This is a genomic window from Duganella sp. 1411 (genome assembly GCF_017833525.1).
GTDB lineage: Bacteria > Pseudomonadota > Gammaproteobacteria > Burkholderiales > Burkholderiaceae_D > Rugamonas.
The window spans coordinates 1,816,996-1,839,098 of record NZ_JAFICD010000001.1; the positions used below are offsets into that span (position 1 = coordinate 1,816,996).

The following is a 22,103-nucleotide window of genomic DNA, read 5'->3' on the forward strand; positions in this document are numbered from 1 at the left end:
CACGGCGTAAAAAAAATGGATGAAACGGCATAAAACTTGTACTATTTCGACAAACACCGGATTCCACACCATGCCATCACCAGCCAAAGAAGCATACGCCGACATCCCCAAGTTTGCCCTCTACGGGGAGCAAACCCGCACGGAAAACGCTGAATTCGTCCATATAGAGCTGATCGAAACCCGCAGCCGCAGGCATGACTGGCATATCGACAACCACACCCATCCGGGGATGTTTCAGGTACTTTTTTTATTCGGTGGCGAAGTGCGCGCCAGCGTCAACGACACGCGATGGGAGCGGCGCGGCCCGGTGGTGCTCACCATCCACCCGTCGGTGGTGCATGGCTTCGACTTCTCGCCGGAGGCGCACGGCTACGTGCTGACGGTGGACCAGAACGTGATTTTCTCCGCCGCCGACGACCAGGGCGATTTGTTTTCCACGCTGTTTGTCGAACCGCTGGCGATCGACCTCGCGGACCTGCCGGAGGTGCGCGCGCGCCTGGAGGCGCTGCTGCAGCAGCTGCTGGCGGAAGCGGCCTGGCCGCAATACGGCCACACGCTGATGCTGGAGTGGCTGGCGCGCGCCGCCCTGCTGCTGCTGGTGCGGGTGCAGGCCGACCACCGCTTCGCCGACCAGTCGGGACGCAGCGACTTCGAACTCTTTAGCCGCTTCAGGGCGGAGGTGGAGCAGCATTTCAAGGAGCAGTGGCAGGTCGGCCAGTATGCCGATGTGCTCAAGGCGTCGCCGGTACGCCTCAACCGCCTGTGCCTCAAGTTGTCCGGCAAATCGGCGTTCGACATCACCCAGGACCGGCTGATGCTGGAGGCATGCCGCAAGCTGACCTACGTCCCGGCCAGCATCGCCAGCATCGCGTATGAACTGGGGTTCCAGGACCCGGCCTATTTCAGCCGCCTGTTCAAGAAGCGCATGGGGCTCACGCCCAAGCAATTCCGCAAGTCCGACTAAAGCAAGGCGTTCAGCTCCACCTGCATCTTGATCAGCGCCGGCAGGCAGCGCTCCACCATTTGATCGAGCGGCATGCGGGCCGCGTGGACGCTGATGTTCATCGCCGCCACCACCTCGCCGCGAAAATTCTTCAGCGGGACGGCCATCGTGCGCAGCCCCAGCTCCAGCTCCTGGTCCACCAGCGCGTACCCCTGGGCCCGGGCGCGCGCGATCTCCAGCGCCAGACGCTCCTTGCTGACGATCGTATGCTCGGTGATCTGCTCCAGCCGCACACGGGCCAGAAAACTCTCCAGTTGATCCGGCGGCAGGCTGGCCAGCAGCATGCGGCCATTCGCCGTGCACCACGCGGGCACCCGCGTCCCCGGCTGCAGCGTCGCCGATACCAGCTGGCCGGCGCTGACGGCGGCCACGCACACCAGTTGGTCGTGATCGAGCACACCGGCCGATGCCGCCTCCCCCACCGAATACGCGAGCCGGTACAACAGCGGCTGCGCCAGACGCGGAAGCCGCGCCGAATGCAGATAGGATTGGCCGAGCCGCAGCACCATCGGCGTCAACGAAAACAGCTTGTTCTCGTGCCGCATATAGCCCAGATGCGTGAGCGTGATCAGGTAGCGGCGCGCCGCCGCCCGCGTCAGGCCGGTGCGCTCGGCCACCTCGGCGATACTCAGGCGGCTGCGCTCCTGGTCGAACGCTTCGATCACTTGCAGGCCTTTTTCGAGGCCGGCGATCATATCTCGCTTGGCGGGAGGGTCGATTCCAGTGCTCATGATGTAGAAAAACGGGGAATTTGGGCGATATGCGCACAAATTGTGCGTATAGCGAATATAGCACGCGGCGGACGGCTTGTGATGGCGCGTCCGCTTTCGTACCATCGACAGCACTACAACCAAGGCACAACCTCAGGAGACCAGCAGTGAAATTCGATGCTATCGCGCCCGGCGTCTATCCGGAGCTGATTTATCCATCCTACAAATCCACCCTCAAACGCGGCCCCGAGCAACCGGCGCTGCGCATCGTCGCGCCGGTGCCGGCGACGCAAAATATCGCGCCGTCGCCGCGCATCCTGCTGCCGAACGATATGGACCTGACCGCGCAGGGCGAGTCGGAACCGCTGGGCGAGAAAATCGTCGTCACCGGCCGCGTCGTCGACGAAGACGGCAAACCGGTGCGCAACTCGCTGCTGGAAGTCTGGCAGTGCAACGCGGCCGGCCGCTATCGCCACAAGCGCGACCAGCACAACGCGCCGCTCGACCCCAACTTCAACGGCTGGGGCAAGATGATGACCGACGACGACGGCCGCTATCGCTTCGTCACCATCAAACCGGGCCCGTACCCATGGGGAAATCACGACAAGGCATGGCGCCCGGCCCACATCCACTTCTCGCTGTTCGGGAACGTCTACGCGCAGCGGTTGGTCACGCAGATGTACTTCCCCAGCGACCCGCTGTTCGACTACGACCCGATCTTCCAGAGCATTCCGGACCTGGCCGCGCGACAGCGTTTGATTTCCCGCTTCAGCCTTGAGCACACGGTCGGCGACCAGATGCTGGGCTATGAATTCGACATCGTGCTGCGCGGCCGCAACGCCACCCCAACCGGCATCTGAGAGGAACCGACATGACCAATTCCGCAAAACCGATCACCACCTCGCAGACCATCGGCCCGTTCTCGCACGAGGCGTGGCAGTGGGCGGTGGACCTTAGCGACGCCGCCGCACCGGCCAACGGCATCACCATCAGCGGCACCATCCACGACGGCGACGGCTTGCCGATCAACGACGCCCAGATCGAAGCCTGGCAGCCCGCCGCCGCCGAAGCCGAAGCGTCGCAAGCGCTCGCCGGCTTCCGCCGCGTGCCTAGCGGCGACCAGGGCGAGTTCACGCTGCGCCTGTCCGCCAGCGCGCAACCTCCGGGCCAGCCGTTCGCTTACATCACCGTGTTCGCGCGCGGCCTGGTCAAACACCAGTTCACCGCCGTTTTCCTGGAAGACGACGCGGGACTGGCCGAATCGGCGATACTTGAGCAAATCCCGGCGGCGCGCCGCCCCACCCTGATCGCGGCCAAAACCGCCGATGGCCAGTACAGCTGGAACATCCACCTGCAGGGCGCGCGCGAAACCGCCTTCTTCGACTATGTTTGAACCAGAAATGGAGCAACAGTGAGTGTATCGATTTTCGACAGCTTCCTGACCACCAGCGACATGATCGCCGTGTTTGACGACGCGGCCATCGTGCAGGCGATGTTCCGCTTCGAGGAGGCGCTGGCGCAGGCGCAGGCCGATGAGGGCATGATGGAGCAATCGGCCGCGCGCGCCATCGCCGGCGTGTGCAACGCCCAGCTGTATGACATCCCCGCCATCATCAGCGCCGGCCGCCGCGCCGGCAGCCTGGCCATCCCGCTGGTCAAGGAGCTGACCAAGACCGTGGCGCTGTACGACGCCGAAGCCGCCGGCAAGGTGCACTGGGGCGGCACCAGCCAGGACGTGATCGACACGGCGATGGTGCTGGCCACGCGCGACGCGCTGCAACTGCTGGACGACGGCCTGCACGACCTGACCGGTCACCTGCTGGAACTGGCGGAACGCCATCTGGCCACGCCGGTGCTGGCACGCACCTTGATGCAACCGGCGCAGGTGACCAGCTTCGGCTTCAAGCTCACCGGCTGGCTGGCGCCCCTCGTACGCGCGCGCCTGCGCCTGCGCGAGGGCGCGTCGCGCGCGCTGCAGCTGCAATTGGGCGGCGCCGTCGGCACGCTGGCGGTGATGGGAGAGCAAGGCCCGGCGGTCGCCGGCCGGGTCGCCGCCGCGCTCAAGCTCAAAGTGGCCGACGCGGCGTGGCACACGCAGCGCGACGAGTGGGTGCGTCTGGGCCTGGAAGTGGCGGTGCTGTCCGGAAGCCTGGGCAAGCTGGCCACGGACCTCAGCCTGATGGCGCAAGGCGAGATCGCCGAATTGGCCGAGCCCTCCGGCAATGGGCGCGGGGGATCGTCGGCCATGCCGCACAAGCGCAATCCGGTATCGGCGATGATCGCGCTGGCCGCCGCCACCAGAACGCCGCAGCACGCGGCCGCGCTATTGGCCAGCATGGGCCAGCAGCATGAGCGGGGCCTGGGTAACTGGCAGGCCGAACTCGCCGAGTGGCCCGGCCTGTTCCTGAGCGCCCATGGCGCGCTGCAGGCGCTCAACGACGCCTTCGCCGGTCTGCGGATCGACAGCGCGCGCATGCTGCGCAATATCGACGCGCTGCAAGGACTGGTGTTCGCCGAGGCGGCATCGGCCTACCTGGCCGCCGCCATCGGCAAGCAGGCGGCGCACACGCTGCTGGAGAAGATGACGGGCGAGGCGCTCGCCAGCGATCGCCACCTGGCGGATGTACTCGAAGAAGCGGTGCGGCGGGACGACACGCTGCGCGCCCACGTCGACACGGCCCATCTGCGTTCGCTGTTCGATCCGGTCGCCGCCACCGCGCCCGCCCACCGGCTTGCGCAACAACAGCTGCAAAGCCTGCGCGGCGATATCGCCTCGCTCAACCAAAAGTGAAGACACCATGAGCTACGATCCCATCGACCACGACTTCGAACGTGGCCTCGGCAACCGCCGCGCCATCCTCGGCGACGCGTGGGTGGAGCGTTCCCTCGGCAACGCCAACAATTTCAACGCCGATTTCCAGAACCTGATCACGCGCTTCGCGTGGAACGAGATCTGGGGCCGCCCGGGCCTGGAGCAGAAAACCCGGCGTGCCATCGTCCTCTCCATCACCATCGCGCTGGGCCGCTGGGAGGAATTCGACCTGCACGTGCGCGCCGCGCTGCTGGGCGACGAAGCAAATCGCCTGACGCCGGATGAACTAAAAGAAGTATTGATCCAGTCGGCCATCTACGCCGGCGTGCCGGCGGCGAACACCGCCTTCACGCACGCGCTGGCGATCCTGCGCGAAGTCGGCCCGCAGATCGGCTACGAGCTGGAACCGGCGGCTCCCGCCGATGCCAGCCACCCCGGCGTGGGCCGCGAAAGCCGTGGCGAAAAATCCCGTCCGTCGCTGCACTACACGGTGCGCGAGCCGCGCAACGGCAAGGCGCCGCGCCACACCGTGGTGCTGAGCCACGCCATCGGCTGCGACCTGACCATGTGGGACGGGCTGGCGAATCAACTTGCGGAGGACAGCCGCGTGATCGCCTACGACCATCGGGGCCATGGCGCCTCGGAGTCGCCGCCGGGCGCGTACACCATGGCCGATCTGGCGGACGACGCGGCGGCGCTGCTGCGCGAGCTCGATACCGGACCGGTGGTGTGGGTGGGCTTGTCGATGGGCGGCATGGTCGGCCAGGAGCTGGCGCTGCGCCATCCGGCGCTGGTGCGCGCGCTGGTGCTGGCCAACACCACGTCCGGCTATCCGCAAGCGGCGCGCGAGGCTTGGGAGCAGCGTATCGCCACGGTGCGCGAGGGCGGCATCGAAGCGATAGCGGATGCGGTCATGGGCCGCTACTTCCATGAAGGGTTCAGGGCTGATCACGCGGCGACGGTGGCGCGCTTCCGGCGCCGGGTGGTGTCGACCGACCCGGTAGGCTACACTGGCTGCTGCAACGCCGTCGGCACGGTCGATACGACGGCGCGACTGAGAGGGATACAAGCGCCGACGCTGGTGATCGCGGGGGAGCTGGATCAGGGAACGCCGATCGAGATGTCGCAAACGCTGGTGGATGGTATAGCCGGAGCAAGGCTGGAGGTGCTACAACAAGCGTCGCACCTGAGCTATGTCGAGCAGCCGCAGGGCTTTAGCAAGGCGGTGCGGTCGTTCATCGCGGAGCTATGATCGCCATGGGCCGCCGATGAATCACACATGGCGGATTACGGCGTTCCGCCTAATCCGCCCTACGTGCCTCACGTATTCAATACCCTCCCTAAAAGCGGTGGTGTATCCCTACGCCGTAGAAGTTGATCGACGTCGCGGCCTTGCGTTGTGAGGCGTCCGCGTACAGGAACGTCCGCGTGGACAGGTTGTATTCGTAACCCACCCCTATCTGCTTGGTCGGCACGGCGCCATCGGGCGTCTTGCGGCCATAGCCGGCGAGCAGCGTTCCGGGACCGATATCCAGATTCGCCCCCACCACCCACGCCTTCGTAACGGAATTGACGGCCACCGTATGATCCTGGTCCTGGCTTTGATAAGAAGCCATCAACTTCAGATCGCGCCGTGGCTGCACGGAAGCGGCCACCGACCACAAACGGGTCTCGGCGGCATTGCGCTCGGACGCCAGCATCGCACCGAACATCCCCGCCTTGTACACCAGCGTCGCCGAATACGGATTGCTCGTCAACGGCGCGTTGGCCGCGTATTGCGGAGCCGCCGCCGTGCCACGTCCGATCAAGGCGGGGTTGCCGTTGGCCTCCTTGGTGGCGACGGTGACATTGAGCTGCAATCCCGCCACCTGCGGCGAATTGTAAAACACCGCATTGGAGAAACGGTTGGCCGACGAACCGGCCGGATCGAGCGGCTGGCTGTTATAACCCGCCACCATCAAGTCGGTTTCAAAACCGGCGGTGCTGGGCGTACCGCGAAACGGCTCGAACGCCACATTCGAGTCCTGATAGGCGGTCAACCCGCGCCCGACCCGCAGCGTGCCGAAATCGCCCTGAAGACCCACGCGGCTCTGGCCCTGGAACAGCGGCCGCGATACCCCCTCAACCGTGCCGACGTCCGGATCGTAGCGGATCTCCAGCTGGAACAAGGCCTTCAGGCCATTACCCAGATCCTCGACGCCCTTGAAACCGAGCCGGTTGTTATCGCGCCTGCCCTCGGTGAGCGCGCCGCCGGTCTTCTTCGACACACCGAGATCGATGTTGCCATACACCGTCACCGCCGACTGGGCTTGCGCCGCGCCGCCCGTTGCCAGCATCGCCAGCGCTAAAAACGATTTCTTCATGCTTTACCCTTCCCGTTTAAAACCAGGTGCGCCTGCTCGCGATCGATATCCTTCTCCCACACCGCCACCACCACCGTGGCCACGCAGTTGCCCATTAAATTGCCTGCGGCGCGCGCGATGCCAATGAACCAGTCCACCGACAGCACCAGCACCAGGCCCACCACCGGAATCGTCGGCATGGCCGTCAGCGTGGCCGCCAGAATCACGATGGCCGAACCGGGCACGCCGTGCGCGCCCTTGGAGGTGATCAGCGCGATCGCCAGGATGGACAGCAGGTCGCCAATCGCCAGCGGCGTGTTGGTGGCTTGCGCGATGAAGACGGCGGCCAGCGTCAGGTAGATCGAGAACGCATCCAGATTGAACGAATAACCTGTGGGGATCACCAGCCCCACGGTGGAATCCTTGATGCCCATGTACCTCAGTTTGCGCATCACCTGCGGCAGCACGCTGTCCGACGACGCGGTCCCCAGCACGATCAGCAGCTCCTCGCGCAGGTAGCCGACCAGTTTGAAGATGTTGAACCCGGCCGCCCGCAGAATCGCGCCGAGAATGACAAACACGAACACGATCACCGCGCCATAGAACAGCAACACCAGCATCGCCAGCTGCTTGAGCGAGCCGATACCGTATTTACCGACCGTGAATGCGATCGCGCCAAACACGCCCAGCGGCGCCAGCTTGATGATGAACGACATGCACTTGAAGAACGCGGTGGCCAGGCTGTCGATCAGCGTTGCCACCGGCTGCGCCTTATCGCCGATCAGCGACAGCGCGCAGCCGAATATCACCGAGAACAGCAACACCTGCAACACGTCGCCCGACGTGAAGGCGCTGACCACGGTGGTGGGAATCAGCTTGAGCATGAATTCGGCCAGGCCGGTCTTGCGCACCGCGTTGGCGTTGTCGACGTAGCCGCTCAACGAACTCGCATCGAGCGTGGACGCGTCGATGTTCATGCCCGCTCCCGGGTGGAACACGTACGCCAGCACGATACCGAGCAACAGCGCGATCGTCGTGACGACTTCAAAATAGATCAGGGCCTTCAAGCCCACCCGTCCCACCTTGCGCAGTTCCCCGGCACCGTGGATGCCCTGCACCACGACGCAGAACACGATCATCGGAACGATCATCTTGATCAATTTGATGAAGCCATCGCCCAGCGGCTTGAGACTGAGGCCGATGTCCGGGTATAACACCGCCAGCAATATGCCAGCGCACATCGCCACAACGATCTGGCCAAACAGTGATTTGAAAAACCGCATTACTGATCCCTCCCTGGTTATCCGACGCGCACAAAACTACATTTGGTTTCTTTTTTTGAGGCTAAGCCATTCACGATAATATTTTTTCACCGCTCAATTCATTGAAAATGCTTTTTCATGCAGCGTCAACATTTTCCTGTCCCTTGCATCGAAATAGACGGCGAGTAGTCGCATTCCGCCGACAACCGCAAACGCCGCGGCGGTGTATATTGGCGCTGCGGTGGATGATCCTTACGCGCTTTTCCCTGGAATGCGATCAATGACAAAAAAAACTCCTTTCACAGACAGCCTCTCGACCAGCATCAAGCAGCATATGGACCAGTTGCCGCAGGCGGAAAAACGCCTCGCCAATGTCATACTGGAGTCACCCGGCCAACTGGCCAGCTACTCGGCTTCGGAGGTGACCCGCATGGCGGGCGTGTCCAACGCGACGATGACGCGCCTGGTCCATCGGCTGGGGTATGAGAATTACGACCAGATGCGCCGGCTGGCGCGCGAGGGCAAGGACTGGGGCTCGCCTCTGTATCTGATGGATCGCCGGGAATCCGACGAGGGCGGGAAGGATGCCGCCGGTCCGTTCGACCGGCATATTTCGGCCAGCGTGCAAAACATCCACCGCACTTTCGCGGGCATGTCGCCGGAGCGGGTGGGCGAAGTCGGCACCGCGATCGCCAAGGCGCGCCAGGTGCGCGTGTTCGGCCAACGAAACAACTATTTTTTCGCCGCGTATCTGCGCTGGCAGTTCATCCAGTTTCGCAGCAACGTATATCTACTTCCGGTATCAGGAGAGACGATGGCGGAGTATCTGGTGGGTTTGCAGCCGAACGATATTTTCATCGTGTTCGGCCTGCGCCGGCGCACGCCGGGATTGGCGCCTTTGATCGCGGCGGTGGGCCGCGCCGGCGTGAAGACTTTGCTGATCACCGATTCATCGAATCACAGCGACCTCGGCGCCGACTGGGTGCTGAAGTGCGATACGGCCAGCGCCACCCCGCTGGACAACCATGCGGCGGTGATGGCGCTGTGCCACGTGCTGGCGTCGCAACTGATCGACAAGACCGGCCAGGCCGGCCGCCAGCGCCTGGTCAAGATCGAGGAACTGCACGCACAGCTCAACGAGCTGTGAACCTGGTCAGACGCCCGGATCGCGCACCTTCTCTACCTTGTCGAACTCCACGTTGAAGAACGAGCCGCCCGTGGCCTCGGCCTTGCGGATATAAACCGTCTGCACGATGTCGCGCGTGCCGGCATCGATGCTGACGGGACCGCGCACGCTGGTCCACGCCATGCCCTTCATCGCCGCCAGCAGCTTGTCGCCGTTGCTGTCGCCGGCCGTCTGCTTGAGCGCCTCGTACAGCAGATGCATGCCGTCGTACGCGCCAACCGAATGGAAGTTGGGCCGCATTCCCTTGTTCGCCTTGCCGAACGCCTCGACATACGCCTTGTTCTCCGCCGATGGATGCGCGGCCGAATAATGATGGCTGCTGACGACACCAGCGGCGGCGGGCCCGATGCTCGCCATCAGATCGTCGTCGAGCACATCGCCGGTGCAGATCAGACGAATGCCCGCCGCCGCCAAGCCACGGTCGGTGAACTGCTTGAGCACCGCCGCCCCCTCGCCCGATGGAACGAACACGAACAGGGCATCCGGCTTCAAGTCCTTGACCTTGGCCAGGAAAGGCGCGTAGTCCGGATTGCGCAACGGCGAACGCAGGCTCTCCACCACTTTGCCGCCGCCTTCGTTGAAGTCCTTGACGAACACCTTTTCCGCATCCAGGCCCGGCCCGTAGTCGCTCACCAGGGTCACCACGGTCTTCATCTTGTTTTTGGCGGCCCATTGCGCCATCGGCGCGGTCACCTGCGCCAGCGTGAATCCGGTACGCACGATATACGGCGAGCGTTGCGGAATCACCGACGTCGCGGCGGCCATCACGATCATCGGCACCTTGGCCTGCGTAGCCACCGGCGCGGCGGCGAAGGCCAGCGGCGTCAGGCCGAAGCCGGCCAGCACCTGCACCTTGTCGCGCGAGACCAGTTCCTGCGCCAGCCGCTTGGTGACATCCGGCGACACCCCGCCATCGTCCTTGAGGATGATTTCGACCTGGCGGCCGGCGACGGTGGCGCCGTTCTGCTGCATGAACAGCTTGACCGCCGCCTCGATCTGGCGGCCGGTGGAGGCGAACGGCCCGGACATCGGCACGATCAAGCCCACCTTCAGCGGTTCCGCGGCGGCGGCGATGGCCGGCAGCACGCCGGCCGACAGCGCGGCGGCGCCCAACAGGATGTGACGGCGATGCGTATTGATAAACTCTGGCATGGTGTCTCCTTCTTCTTTTTTATAGGTCCAGCAGCAGGGTCGCGCTTTTGGATCGGGAACAGCAAGGGGTGAACTGGTCGTTGGCCGCCTGTTCTTCTTCGGTCAAATACAGATCGCGGTGATCCGGCACGCCTTCGAGCACGCGCGTCAGGCAGGTGCCGCACACGCCCTGCTCGCAGGAAGCCGCCACGAACACGCCGGCGTCGCGCAACACTTGCATCACGGTGACGCCGGCGGGAACAGTGTAACTCGCGCCGCTCGATGCCAGCTTGACTTCGAAGGCCTGGTCGCCGCCGGTGTCGACGGCGGCCGCGCCGAAATACTCCAGATGCAGCTGGGCCTCGGGCCAGTTTTGCGCGGCGGCCGTCGCTTTCACATGGTCGATGAAGCCGCCCGGCCCGCAAAAGTAGATATGCGTGTCCCGATCCAGGCCGGCCAGCAGCGCCGCCAGATCGAGCTTTTGTTCCGGCGCGCCGCTATCGTAGTGGAAGTGGGCCTGCGCCGCGAATGGCGAGTTGGCGATGCGCTCACGGAAGGCGGTGCGCTCCGGCGAACGCGCGCAGTAGTGCAGCTCGAAAGGCGCGCCCTGCGCCGACAGCGCTTCCGCCATCGCCAGGATCGGCGTCACGCCGATGCCGCCGGCCAGCAGCAGGCTGCGTTTGGCCTCCACCAGCGGGAAGTGGTTTTTCGGCGCGCTGATGGTCAGCGTGGCGCCCGAGTGGATGTTTTCATGCATGCCCTGCGAACCGCCGCGCGACGCGGGATCGCGCAGCACCCCGATCAGATAGCGGTGCGTTTCGTGCGGCGGATTGCACAGCGAGTACTGGCGCACCAGCCCCGGCCCCACGTGCACATCGATATGGGAACCGGCGCTGAAAGCCGGCAGCGGCGAGCCGTCCGCGCTGACCAGCTCATAACTGCAGATATCCTCCGCCTCGCTGGCGCGGCGCTCGACCCGGACCTTCAGCAGATCGGCGCTCATGCCTGCGGCTCCGGCGTCTTTTGCTTGCTCTCCTTTTCCATCCACTGATCCAGCAGACGGCGCGACTGCACGCCGCCGGCGTCGATATTCAACATCAGCAGCTTGCGGTCGGGATGGCGCAGGATGTTCTGCTGCTGCAGCTCCAGCATCTGCTGGTCCTCGGCGAAGATCTTGCCCTGCCCTTCGCGGATGGTCGCCGTCAGTTCCTTGTCTTCCGGTTTGAAATTGCGCGCCATGCCCCAGAAGTACCAGTGCGACGTTTCCGTCTCCGGCGTGATGAAGTCGACCACGATGCTCGACGCCTTGAACTTCGGATCGGCGTCGTAACCGCCCTTGCCCGCGTGCGCCACGCCCACTTCGATCATCACGTGGCTCGGCGGGGAGAAGCGGCAGATCTGCCAGCGGTCCACCGGCACGTCGTCCGCCAGGCCGTTGCCGCGCAGGGCCGCGCGCCAGAACGGCGGCGCCATGATGTTCTCCATATAGCGGCTGGTGATGACTTCCTCGCCCTCGACGCGGGTGGTGACCGGGGCCTCGTCGATCTCCTTCTGGCCGATGCTCGACGCGTGCACATAGGTCTCGTGCGTCAGGTCCATCAGGTTGTCGATCATCAGGCGGTATTCGCAGTGGATGTGATACATGCCGCCGCCGTAAGCCCATTCCGGGTTGTCGGCCCATTCCAGATGGTGGATCAGCGCCGGATCGGCCAGTTCCTTGTCGCCGGTCCAGACCCAGATGAAGCCATAGCGCTCCTCGACCGGATAGCTGCGGATGCAGGGGAAGCCGCGCACGCGCTGGCCGGGCATGCTGACCACCTTGCCGTCGCAGCCCATCTCCAGGCCGTGGTAGCCGCAGACCAGCTGCCCCTCGCGCACGAAGCCGAGCGACAGCGGCGCGCCGCGATGCGGACAGAAATCCTCGACCGCCGCCACTTTGCCCTCCGCGCCGCGATAGAAAACGATCTTTTCGCCGCAAATCTGGCGGCCCAGCGGTTTGCCATCGATCTCGTCGGGCGTGCAAGCCACATACCAGGTGTTTTTTGGATACATCTTGTCTCCTTATAGGTTTTCAGCTTAACATTCAGTGTACTGAATGTCGTAAAGTATAGACCGGAAAACGCGGAAGTAAACACCCAGGCCCAACTCTTTTTTTATTGCGCCGCACCAGCAGAGAATACGCCATGCCAGAAACCGAAAGCACGCTCACCAATTTATATGAACATCCGGGCCACCTGCTGCGCCGCGCGCAGCAGATATCGGTATCGATTTTCTACGACGAGATGGGCGGCGAGCTGACGCCGGTGCAGTACGCGATGCTGCGCAACCTGGCCGGCAATCCCGGCATCGACCAGGTCTCGCTGTCGTCCATCAGCGGCATCGACACCTCGACCGGCGCCACCGTTTGCGCGCGGCTGGAGGAAAAGGGTCTGCTCGAGCGCAAGGTGATTCCCACCAACCGCCGCCAGCGCGCGCTGACCATCACCCGGGCCGGCCAGCAGCTGCTGGACGATATGATCCCCGGCGCGCAGCGGCTGCGGCGCCGCCTTCTGGCGCCGCTGACCGGCGAGGAGCAGCTCAAATTCATGGAGCTGCTGACCAAGCTGGTACAGGAAAACAACGAGCAAAGCCGCGCGCCGTTGACGCCCATCGCCGCCACGCCGCCCTCGGCACGCGAGGCGCGCTAGCAGCGCGGCAAACGATTCATGCCCCGCGCTCCAGTGTGTTGTATCTTGCTATCCCGCCGCACTTCCTCCTACCAAGCGCACATCCGTTGCGCTAACATGGACTGTACCGGGACACCGGAAAACAATCCAAAAAATACAGGAGACGACATGAAATCATCACCACTCATCCCTTCGTTGGCCGCCCTCATGTTGGCGGCCGCGCTGCCGGCGTTCGCGCAGAACGCGTCCAAGGCGGACGTGATCGCGCTGGTCGACAAGGCGGTCGCGAACATCGAAAAAAAAGGCGCCGAGGAAGCCTGCAAGGACTTCGCCGATCCCAAGGGAGGGTACATACAGGGCGAGTTGTATGTCTTCGTCCAGGACGAGAAGATGAAGATGACCTGCCACTCCGCCAATCCCAGGATGAACGGCAAGGACATGTCGGAACTGAAGGACGCCAACGGCAAACGCTTCACCAAGGAGATGCTCGATGTCGCCATGTCGAACAAACCGGGCTGGGTCGATTACACCTGGGTCAATCCGGTGACCAAGGCGCTGGAGCCGAAGACCTCCTACATACGCCTGGCGGCCGGCAAATACACGGTCGGCGTGGGCATCTACAAAAAATAAGAATTAAAAAAGGCGCGCCGCGATGGCGCGCCTGCAAAACGTCAATCAGGCCACCGACACCAGCCGATCGAGCTTGTCGCCATCGGCCAGCAGGCTGGCGCTATCCGAGTCGTGTACGATGCGGCCGCGATCGAGCACGATGGCGCGCTTGGTCAGCGACAGCGCCAGCCGCGCATGCTGCTCCACCACGATCACCGACATGCCCTCCTCCTCCACCAGCTTGCGGATCACGCGCACCAGCTCCTGCACAATGATCGGCGCCAGTCCTTCCATCGGCTCGTCCAGCAGCAGGATGCGCGGATTGGTCATCAGCGCGCGCGCGATGGCCACCATCTGCTGCTCGCCGCCGGACAACTGGTTGCCCATGTTGGCGCGGCGCTCATACAGGCGCGGGAAGATTTGATACACCTTCTGCAGGTTCCACGCGCCGGGACGGGCGACCACCGTCAAATGCTCCTCCACCGTCAGCGACGGGAACATATGCCGCTCCTGCGGCACCCAGCCCAGGCCCGAGCGCGATCGCTTGTGCGTGGGCATGCGCGCGATGTCGCCGCCGTCCCAGCGTATGCCGCCGCCGTGCAGGCGCGTCAATCCCATCAGCGTCACCAGCAGGCTGGTTTTGCCGACACCGTTGCGGCCCAACAGCGCCAGGCTGTCGCCTTCATTCATCGTAAACGACACGTCTTCCAGCACGATGGACTCGCCGTAGCCGGCGGTGACTTTATCGAGCGCCAGTAACTCACGCATGTTCGGCCTCCCCCAGATACACTTCCTTCACTCGCGGGTCCGCCGCGATCTCCTCCGGCGTTCCCTCTGTCAGCACCTTGCCGCCCACCATGACGGTGATGCGGTCGGCGAAGCGGAACACCAGGCCCATATCGTGTTCGATAAACAGCACCGTCACGTCGCGCGGCAGCTGCGCCAGCACTTCGAACAGCTCCTTGCTCTCGGCCGACGGGATGCCGGCCGCCGGCTCGTCCAGCAGCAGGATGCGCGGCTTGGTCGCCAGCGCCAGCGCGATCTCCACCAGCCGCTGCTTACCGTACGCCATGCTGCGGGTGATGCTGTTGGCCTGGTCGGTCAGCTTCAAGGTCGCCAGCAGCTCCATCGCCTCGTCGATGACCTCGGGGTGGTTGGCCACCGTCTTGTACCAGACCGACTGCAGGCCGCGCCGCTCGCTGATGGCCAGCGCCACCGATTCCAGCACCGTCATCCCGGCGAACAGGGTGTTGAGCTGGAAGGTGCGCGTCATGCCGCGATGTACCCGCTCGTGTTGCGGCAGATTGGTGATGTCCTCGCCGCCCAGATAGACCTTGCCGCTGCTGGGCAAGAAGCCGCCCGTCAGCAGATTGATGAAGGTGGTTTTTCCGGCGCCGTTAGGGCCGATCAGCGCGTGGCGCGCGCCGGGCTCGAAGGTCAGCGTGACGTCGCTGTTGGCGATGAATCCGCCCCAGCGCTTGCTCAGGCCCTCGGTGCGCAGTGTGATGTCCTGGCTCATGCCTGCTCCTTACGGGATGGTTTGAAACGCTGTGCGAGCTTTTCCAGTCCGCCCAGGATGCCGCCGCGCGCGAACAGCACGATCAGCACCAGCAGCAGGCCGATATAGAACTGCCAGTAGGCCGGATTAAGGCCGGCGATATAGTCCTGCGCCACCATGAACACGGCGGCGCCGATCAACGCGCCGTACAGCCGCCCGGTCCCGCCCAGCACCAGCATGATCAACAGCTCCGCCGAGCGCGGAAAGCCCAGCGCGTCGAGGCCGACGAACTGCGTGGTCTGCGCCAGCAGCGCGCCGGCCACGCCGGCGATGGCGGCGGCGGCGGTGAAGATGGCGATCAGGCGGCGATTGACGTTGACGCCCAGCGACGGCATGCGGCGCACGCCCTCGCGGATGCCGATCAGGCTCAGACCGAACGGCGACTTGACCACGCGGCGCAGCGCCACGAACAGGATGAACAGCACCGCAAAGCTGTACCAGAAAGCGACGGTGCCATTCAGGTCGAACTCGAAGACGCCGAACACCTTACCGACCATCATGCCGGACAGGCCATCGACGCCGCCGGTGATGAAGGATGCCTTGTTGGCCGCTTCGTGCAGCATCAGGCAGATGCCCATGGTGACCATCAAGCGGGTCAAATCCTGGCCGCGCACCACCAGGAAGGAGGTAATGAAGCCGAACAGGCCCGCCACCACCGCGCCGGCCAGCAGGCCGCTCAACGGCTCGCCCCAACCATGCACCGCCAGCAGGCCGGCGGTGTAGGCGCCCAGCCCGAAGAAGGCTGCGTGCCCCAGCGAGACGATGCCGGCGTAACCGAGGATCAGATCCAGCGACAGCGCGAACAGGCCCATGATCATGATCTGGCTGATCAGCACCAGATAACCGGGGAAGAAGAAATACGCGGCCACCGGCATCAGCCAGAAGACAATCTCCAACGGCTTCCAGCGGTCGTTCGGCAAATTCAGTTGGCGTTGCTGTAGTGGCGTCATGACGGGCTTTGCGACGGGAGCGGGTTTAACTGCGGTTTCGGTGAAGGCGTTCATGCTTTCCTCCGCACCAGGCCAGCCGGGAAGACGATCAGCAGCACCACCATCAACGCGTAGATGACGAAGGCGCCCACTTCAGGCACATAGTATTTGCCGGCGACGTCGAACACGCCCAGTATCAGGGCGGCCAGCAAAGGCCCCTTGATGGTGCCGGCGCCGCCCACCGCCACCACCAGCAGGAAGTAGACCATGTATTTGATCGGGAAGGTGGGGTCGAGGCCCAGCACGTCGATGCCAAGGCCGCCGCCCAGGCCGGCCAGGCCGGAGCCCAGCGCGAAGGTCAGGCTGAACACCAGGCTGACGTTGATGCCGAGGCCCGCCGACGCGGTCTGATTGTCGACCGAGGCGCGGATCTGCGCGCCGAAGCGGGTGCGTTCGATCAGCAGGCCAAGCGCGATGGTGATCAGCACCACGACGCCGATCAGGAACAGCCGGTAGGCGCCGACGTCGAGGCCGAGCAGCGACACCTGCCCGCGCAGCCAGTCCGGCAGCGTGACCGGCTGCTGCGTCGGTCCGAAAAAGTAGGTGGCGGCGGCGACCGACATGAAGGTCAGGCCGATGGAGAACAGCACCTGATCGAGGTGGCTGGCCTTGTACAGGCGGCGATACAGCAAGCGCTCCAGCACCAGCCCCACCACGGCGGACGCGATGAACGCCAACGGCAGCGATGCCAGGAACGGCACGCCAAGGCGCGACAGCACCGTCACGCTGACATACCCGCCCAGCATCGCGAACGCGCCGTGGGCGAGGTTGATAAAGTTCATCATCCCCATCGTGACCGACAGGCCGACGCTGATGAGGAAAAGGAGGCTGCCATAGGCGATGCCGTCAAACAGCACGCCGGCCATATTCGCTAGCATGGCCGCCTCCGTCGATACGCAAGACGCTCGTTGGCGCCGTTTTTTTGCTTGTTCATTTTGTCTCCTGCACTATTAACCTCGTTGAATCACACCAGCGCTACACCCTTTCGATCACCATCGCGATGCCCTGCCCCACGCCGATGCACATGGTGCACAGCGCGTAACGTCCGCCGGCGCGCTGCAGCTGATAGGTGGCGGTGGTGACCAGGCGCGCGCCACTCATGCCCAGCGGATGACCCAGCGCGATCGCGCCGCCGTTGGGATTCACGCGCGGATCGTCGGCGCTCAAGCCAAGTTCGCGCAGCACGGCCAGGCCCTGCGCTGCGAAGGCTTCGTTCAATTCGATCAGGTCCATCTGCTCCAGCGTCAGGCCGGTCTGGCGCAGCAGCTTTTGCACCGCCGGCACCGGGCCGATGCCCATCACGCGCGGTGCCACGCCGGCGGTGGCCATGCCGACGATGCGCGCCAGCGGCTTGAGGCCGTGTTTTTTCACGGCGTCGCCGCTGGCGATCAACAGCGCGCAGGCGCCGTCGTTGATGCCCGACGCATTGCCTGCCGTGACGCTGCCGTCCGGGTGCACCACGCCTTTGAGCTTGGCCAGCGCCTCCAGCGTCGTCGCGCGCGGATGCTCATCCTGCGCGAAGACGACCGGATCGCCTTTTTTCTGCGGAATCGAAACCGGCACGATCTCGCGCGTGAAGATGCCTTCTGCGATCGCGGCGGCGGCCCGCTGCTGGCTCGCCAGCGCGAACGCATCCTGGTCCGCGCGGTTGATGCCGAAGTCTTGCGCGACGTTTTCCGCCGTCTCCGGCATCGTATCGACGCCATAGGCTTCCTTCATCTTCTTGTTGACGAAGCGCCAGCCCATCGTCGTATCCTGCAGCGAGGCGCTGCGCGAGAAGGCCGAATCGGCCTTGCCCATGACGAACGGCGCGCGCGTCATGGATTCGACGCCACCGGCGATCATCAGGCAGGCGTCGCCGGCCTGGATCGCGCGCGCCGCCGTGCCGACGGCATCCATGCCGGAGCCGCAAAGCCGGTTGATGGTGGTACCGGGCACCTGCTCCGGCAGCCCCGCCAGCAACGCCGACATGCGCGCGACGTTGCGGTTATCCTCGCCGGCCTGGTTGGCGCAGCCATAAATCACGTCGTCCACCTGATCCCACTGCACGCCGGGATTACGATTCATCAGTTCGCGCAGCGGCACCGCGCCCAGGTCGTCCGCGCGCACGTCCTTCAGCGCGCCGCCGTAGCGGCCGATCGGGGTGCGGATCGCGTCGCAGATATAAGCTTCGTTCATATTCCGTTCCTCTTAAATTCTGTTGATGGCGACGGCCGGCGGCAGCAATTTTGTGCCGGTGGCCGCCTGCAGTTCTTCAAACGTCAGCCCGGGCGCCATTTCGCGCACCGCCAGGCCGTCCGGCGTCACATCCAGCACGGCCATATCGGTGTAGATGCGGTTGACGCAGGCGACGCCGGTCAGCGGATAGGTGCACTGGCCGACGATTTTGCTCTCGCCGGTCTTGGTCAGATGATCCATCATCACGAACACCTGCTTGGCGCCGATCGCCAGATCCATCGCGCCGCCCACCGCCGGTATCGCGTCCGGCGCGCCGGTGTGCCAGTTTGCCAGATCGCCGCGCTCGGACACCTGGAAAGCGCCCAGCACGCACACGTCCAGATGGCCGCCGCGCATCATCGCGAACGAATCGCCATGGTGGAAATACGCGCCGCCGGTCAGCAAGGTGACCGGCTGCTTGCCGGCGTTGATCAAATCTTCGTCCTCCTCGCCCGGCGCGGGCGCGGGGCCCATGCCCAGCAGGCCGTTTTCGCTGTGCAGGAACACCTCGCGCTCGGCCGGCAGGTAATTGGCGACCTTGGTCGGCAAGCCGATGCCCAGGTTGACGTAGGCGCCCTCGGGGATGTCCTGCGCCACGCGGGCCGCGATCTGGTCGCGGCTATATCGATTGGTCACGTTACTCACGCCGCCTCCTGCACCACGCGTTGAACGAAGATGCCCGGCGTGACGATCACTTCCGGATCGAGTTCGCCCAGCGGCACCACCTTGCGCACCTGCGCGATCGCCACTTTGGCAGCCATCGCCATGATCGGGCCGAAATTGCGCGCGGTTTTGCGGTACACCAGATTACCCCAACGGTCGCCCTGCAGCGCCTTGATCAGCGCGAAGTCGGCGTGGATCGGCGACTCCAGCACGTAGTGGCGGCCGTCGATCAGGCGCGTCTCCTTGCCTTCTGCCAGCAGCGTGCCGTAGCCGGTCGGCGTGAAGAAGCCGCCGATGCCGGCGCCGGCGGCGCGGATGCGCTCCGCCAGATTGCCCTGCGGGGTCAGTTCCAGCTCGATCTCCCCGGCGCGGTACAGCGCGTCGAAATGCTGGGAGTCGGCCTGGCGCGGGAACGAGCAGATGATCTTGCGTACCCGCTTGGCCTTGAGCAGCGCGGCCAGCCCGGTTTCGCCGTTGCCGGCGTTGTTGTTGACGATGGTGAGCTCGCGCGCGCCCTGCGCGATCAGCGCGTCGATCAGCGCCGAGGGCATGCCCGCGTTACCGAAGCCGCCGATCATGACGGTCGCGCCGTCATGAATGTCGGCCACCGCGCGCTCCAGTGATTCAAAAGTTTTATCGATCATGTCTATGCCTTGATGATTCGTCGCCTGCCGGTCGTTTTAGTTATCGTGCCTCGCCTGTCTTGTGCGATAATCGAACTAATGATTGATTACCGCACAGCCAGTGTAGAACTTGCGCCTGCCGTGGTCAAGAAAAACCGCCAATTAAATCCACCATCTGCATTAAAATCACGCCATGTCAAAAGCCACTCCCCCCGAATCCAGCGCCGCCGCCGAAGCGGACGACGAGCGCGAGCCCACCATCGCCGAGCAAATCGACGCGATGACCGACCCCAGTTTCATGACCTCCCTGGCGCGCGGACTGGCGGTGGTGCAGGCTTTCAGCGATTCGCGCAAGCCGCAAACCATCGCCAACATCAGCCAGAAAACCGGCATTCCGCGCGCCGCCGTGCGGCGCTGCCTGCACACGCTGCGCGAGCTGGGTTATGTGGACGCGGAGCTGAATAACTTCTCGCTGCGCCCCAAGGTGCTCACGCTCGGCTACTCCTACCTGTCGTCGACGCCGCTGACGGTGTCGGCCCAGCCATACCTGAACGACATCAGCCGAACGCTCAACGAATCGAGTTCGATGGCGGTGCTGGAGGACGGCGAAGTGCTGTACGTGGCGCGCGCGTCCACCGCGCGGGTGATGTCGGTGGCGCTCAACACGGGTAGTCGGCTGCCGGCCTATTGCACCTCGCTGGGCCGTGTGATGCTGGCGCACCTGCCGCCGGATGAACTGGAGCGGTACCTCGCCAAAACCAAGCTGCGCGCGATGACGGAGAACACGGTGACCAATCCCAAGCGCCTGCGCGAGATCCTGGCCGACGTGCGCCGCGACGGTTATGCCATCAACGACGAGGAACTGGAGCTGGGCCTGCGTTCGATCGCGGTGCCGGTGCGCGGCGCGTCGGGCCAGGTGCTGGCGGCGCTGAACGTGGGCGCGCAGGCGGCACGCGTCAGCGTCAAGCAGCTGGAGAAGGAGTTCTTGCCGGTGCTGGTGCGCGGTGCGCAGGAATTGGCGATTCTGCTGCCGTGATTTAGCGGGGGCCGGCGGCGGCGCCGGCATGGCGGATTACGCTGCGCTAATCCGCCCTACGTGTCTCCCCGATTAACCGCGACTTGCGCCTTCCACGGTTCCACGTAGGGCGGATTAGGCGGCACGCCGTAATCCGCCACGAGCCGCCAACACCGCCCTTTAGAAGCTGTGACGCAAACCAGCCATCACACCGTTCTGGGTTTTGCCCACGCCGACGGTGCCGCCGGCATCCAGCGCGACGGCCGACAGGCCGCTGTTCTTCATGCGGCCGATACCGCCGTAGACCGCCGTACGCTTGGAGAAGTAATAGGTCAGCCGCGCCACCAGCAAGGTGACGTCCGCGCTGCTGTTCTTCACGTCACGCTTGGCGACCTGCGTATCGAGCGTGGTCAATGGCGTGACCGGATAGCTCAAACCCAGGAAGTACAAATCCGATTCCGTCAGGCCGGTGGCCGCGCGCGTGGTGCGATCGACCACGCCGGCGCCGATCTTGCCCTCGCCGACCTTGAAGTAGCCGTTGACGGTGATGCGCTTGTCGCTGTTGTCGCTGCTCGTCAGGCCGCCGGCCGCGCCGGTGTTCCCGTACATGATGTCATAGGACGCGTTCAAACCATAAGCCGGAACCTCGTAGCCGAACAAGCCGGTGACCTGGCGGCAGGCCTTGGAATTGCCGGCCACTTCGCCGGCGCAGCCGGTGGCGGCCGGCCCGCCGGCGGCCGACGAGTCGCGCCCGGTGCTGTAGGTGGCGCCGACGACGAAGTTATTGAAGTTACCCAGGTAGCTGATGGAGTTGTCGCTGCGCGCGTTCGGCAGATACGGGTCGATACTGCCGATCGCGAACAGGTTCGGGCCCATCACGTCCGCCTTCTGGGTGGCGATGTAGGTCATATTAATCTGGCGTCCCACCGACACGGTGCCGAAAGCGCCCTTCAAACCCACCGACGCCTGGCGGCCGAACAGACGGTTGCCCTGCTGGCTGGTGCCGGTGTCCATCGCCAGGCCGGCTTCCAGCGTGAAGACCGCCTGCAGTCCGTTGCCCAGGTCCTCGACGCCGCGGAAGCCGATGCGCGACGGGAAGGAACCCGTCAACGACGGCACCTTGGTCACGGAATCGCCGGCGGCGTTGACATTGGTGACGTGGACAAGGCCGGTGTCGAGCAGGCCATACACGGTCACGTTGCTTTGCGCCATCGCTGCGGATGCGCCCATGCCAGCCATCAGCGCCACGGCGCAACGGATACTGTTTTTCATTACTGTCTCCTGTTATTTTATTGGATGTGCGATTATCGAACAATA

At 64.4% G+C, this 22,103-nt stretch carries 23 protein-coding genes; 9 read left to right on the forward strand and 14 right to left on the reverse strand.

Features of this window, described 5'->3' with window-relative positions:
* Positions 1-70: 70 nt before the first annotated feature.
* Positions 71-964 (forward strand): helix-turn-helix domain-containing protein, encoded by an 894-nt coding sequence (locus tag JOD97_RS07340; protein ID WP_209714716.1) that lies wholly within the window; start codon positions 71-73, stop codon positions 962-964.
* Here JOD97_RS07340 and JOD97_RS07345 read toward each other — a convergent pair.
* Positions 961-1,698, reverse strand: coding sequence for an IclR family transcriptional regulator C-terminal domain-containing protein (locus JOD97_RS07345; RefSeq protein ID WP_229264217.1), 738 nt, complete (start codon positions 1,696-1,698; stop codon positions 961-963). The genes JOD97_RS07340 and JOD97_RS07345 overlap by 4 nt on opposite strands.
* A gap of 182 nt (positions 1,699-1,880) precedes the next feature.
* On the opposite strand from JOD97_RS07345, the gene pcaH reads away from it, so the two are divergent.
* The 4 genes from pcaH to pcaD are packed head-to-tail and all read left to right on the forward strand — an operon-like array spanning position 1,881 to position 5,777.
* Complete coding sequence (pcaH, locus tag JOD97_RS07350; protein ID WP_209714720.1) at positions 1,881-2,573, forward strand: protocatechuate 3,4-dioxygenase subunit beta; 693 nt, start codon at positions 1,881-1,883, stop codon at positions 2,571-2,573.
* Between the two features lie 11 nt (positions 2,574-2,584).
* Positions 2,585-3,106 (forward strand): protocatechuate 3,4-dioxygenase, encoded by a 522-nt coding sequence (locus JOD97_RS07355; protein WP_209714722.1) that lies wholly within the window; start codon positions 2,585-2,587, stop codon positions 3,104-3,106.
* 18 nt (positions 3,107-3,124) lie between these two features.
* Entirely contained in the window at positions 3,125-4,504 is a 1,380-nt protein-coding gene (locus JOD97_RS07360; RefSeq protein WP_209714724.1) for a lyase family protein, read from the forward strand.
* Between the two features lie 7 nt (positions 4,505-4,511).
* Positions 4,512-5,777 (forward strand): 3-oxoadipate enol-lactonase, encoded by a 1,266-nt coding sequence (gene pcaD / locus JOD97_RS07365; protein ID WP_209714726.1) that lies wholly within the window; start codon positions 4,512-4,514, stop codon positions 5,775-5,777.
* Positions 5,778-5,865: 88 nt separating this feature from the next.
* On the opposite strand, the gene JOD97_RS07370 is transcribed toward pcaD, so the two are convergent.
* Entirely contained in the window at positions 5,866-6,888 is a 1,023-nt protein-coding gene (locus JOD97_RS07370; protein ID WP_209714729.1) for a porin, read from the reverse strand.
* A complete protein-coding gene (locus JOD97_RS07375) occupies positions 6,885-8,150 on the reverse strand; it encodes a C4-dicarboxylate transporter DctA (protein ID WP_209714730.1) in 1,266 nt (421 codons plus the stop codon). Before JOD97_RS07375 ends, JOD97_RS07370 begins: the two co-directional genes overlap by 4 nt.
* Before the next feature lie 259 nt (positions 8,151-8,409).
* Between JOD97_RS07375 and JOD97_RS07380 the strand changes: the two genes are divergently transcribed.
* The gene (locus JOD97_RS07380; protein ID WP_209714732.1) at positions 8,410-9,276 is read left to right on the forward strand and encodes a MurR/RpiR family transcriptional regulator; all 867 of its coding nucleotides are present in this window, start codon (positions 8,410-8,412) and stop codon (positions 9,274-9,276) included.
* A gap of 6 nt (positions 9,277-9,282) precedes the next feature.
* On the opposite strand, the gene JOD97_RS07385 is transcribed toward JOD97_RS07380, so the two are convergent.
* Genes JOD97_RS07385 through JOD97_RS07395 form a run of 3 tightly spaced genes read right to left on the reverse strand, consistent with a single transcriptional unit; the run spans position 9,283 to position 12,498 of the window.
* Positions 9,283-10,467 (reverse strand): ABC transporter substrate-binding protein, encoded by a 1,185-nt coding sequence (locus tag JOD97_RS07385; protein WP_209714733.1) that lies wholly within the window; start codon positions 10,465-10,467, stop codon positions 9,283-9,285.
* A gap of 19 nt (positions 10,468-10,486) precedes the next feature.
* On the reverse strand, positions 10,487-11,449 hold the full coding sequence (locus JOD97_RS07390) for a PDR/VanB family oxidoreductase (RefSeq protein ID WP_209714735.1): 963 nt from the start codon (positions 11,447-11,449) through the stop codon (positions 10,487-10,489).
* Positions 11,446-12,498 (reverse strand): aromatic ring-hydroxylating dioxygenase subunit alpha, encoded by a 1,053-nt coding sequence (locus JOD97_RS07395; protein ID WP_209714737.1) that lies wholly within the window; start codon positions 12,496-12,498, stop codon positions 11,446-11,448. The genes JOD97_RS07390 and JOD97_RS07395 overlap by 4 nt, the downstream gene beginning before the upstream one ends.
* Before the next feature lie 131 nt (positions 12,499-12,629).
* On the opposite strand from JOD97_RS07395, the gene JOD97_RS07400 reads away from it, so the two are divergent.
* Positions 12,630-13,133: a MarR family winged helix-turn-helix transcriptional regulator gene (locus JOD97_RS07400; protein WP_209714739.1), complete on the forward strand. Its 504-nt coding sequence runs from the start codon at positions 12,630-12,632 to the stop codon at positions 13,131-13,133.
* 147 nt (positions 13,134-13,280) lie between these two features.
* Positions 13,281-13,742 carry a cache domain-containing protein gene (locus JOD97_RS07405; protein ID WP_209714741.1) on the forward strand — a complete coding sequence of 154 codons (462 nt, stop codon included), beginning with the start codon at positions 13,281-13,283 and terminating at the stop codon, positions 13,740-13,742.
* A gap of 45 nt (positions 13,743-13,787) precedes the next feature.
* Here the strand turns inward: JOD97_RS07405 and JOD97_RS07410 are convergent, their stop codons facing one another.
* The 7 genes from JOD97_RS07410 to JOD97_RS07440 form a co-directional block, all read right to left on the reverse strand.
* On the reverse strand, positions 13,788-14,489 hold the full coding sequence (locus JOD97_RS07410; RefSeq protein ID WP_209714743.1) for an ABC transporter ATP-binding protein: 702 nt from the start codon (positions 14,487-14,489) through the stop codon (positions 13,788-13,790).
* Positions 14,482-15,240 (reverse strand): ABC transporter ATP-binding protein, encoded by a 759-nt coding sequence (locus JOD97_RS07415; protein WP_209714745.1) that lies wholly within the window; start codon positions 15,238-15,240, stop codon positions 14,482-14,484. The genes JOD97_RS07410 and JOD97_RS07415 overlap by 8 nt, the downstream gene beginning before the upstream one ends.
* Entirely contained in the window at positions 15,237-16,229 is a 993-nt protein-coding gene (locus JOD97_RS07420; RefSeq protein ID WP_229264218.1) for a branched-chain amino acid ABC transporter permease, read from the reverse strand. The genes JOD97_RS07415 and JOD97_RS07420 overlap by 4 nt, the downstream gene beginning before the upstream one ends.
* 50 nt (positions 16,230-16,279) lie before the next feature.
* Positions 16,280-17,146, reverse strand: a complete 867-nt coding sequence (locus JOD97_RS07425; protein WP_209714749.1) for a branched-chain amino acid ABC transporter permease — start codon at positions 17,144-17,146, stop codon at positions 16,280-16,282.
* A gap of 97 nt (positions 17,147-17,243) precedes the next feature.
* Positions 17,244-18,446: a 3-oxoadipyl-CoA thiolase gene (pcaF, locus tag JOD97_RS07430; RefSeq protein ID WP_209714751.1), complete on the reverse strand. Its 1,203-nt coding sequence runs from the start codon at positions 18,444-18,446 to the stop codon at positions 17,244-17,246.
* Positions 18,447-18,458: 12 nt separating this feature from the next.
* Positions 18,459-19,121, reverse strand: coding sequence for a CoA transferase subunit B (locus JOD97_RS07435; protein ID WP_209717304.1), 663 nt, complete (start codon positions 19,119-19,121; stop codon positions 18,459-18,461).
* 5 nt (positions 19,122-19,126) lie between these two features.
* Positions 19,127-19,792, reverse strand: coding sequence for a 3-oxoacid CoA-transferase subunit A (locus JOD97_RS07440; protein WP_209714754.1), 666 nt, complete (start codon positions 19,790-19,792; stop codon positions 19,127-19,129).
* 172 nt (positions 19,793-19,964) lie between these two features.
* Between JOD97_RS07440 and JOD97_RS07445 the strand changes: the two genes are divergently transcribed.
* A complete protein-coding gene (locus JOD97_RS07445) occupies positions 19,965-20,807 on the forward strand; it encodes an IclR family transcriptional regulator C-terminal domain-containing protein (RefSeq protein WP_209714756.1) in 843 nt (280 codons plus the stop codon).
* A 159-nt stretch (positions 20,808-20,966) separates the two neighbouring features.
* On the opposite strand, the gene JOD97_RS07450 is transcribed toward JOD97_RS07445, so the two are convergent.
* Entirely contained in the window at positions 20,967-22,058 is a 1,092-nt protein-coding gene (locus JOD97_RS07450) for a porin (protein ID WP_209714759.1), read from the reverse strand.
* Positions 22,059-22,103: the final 45 nt, after the last annotated feature.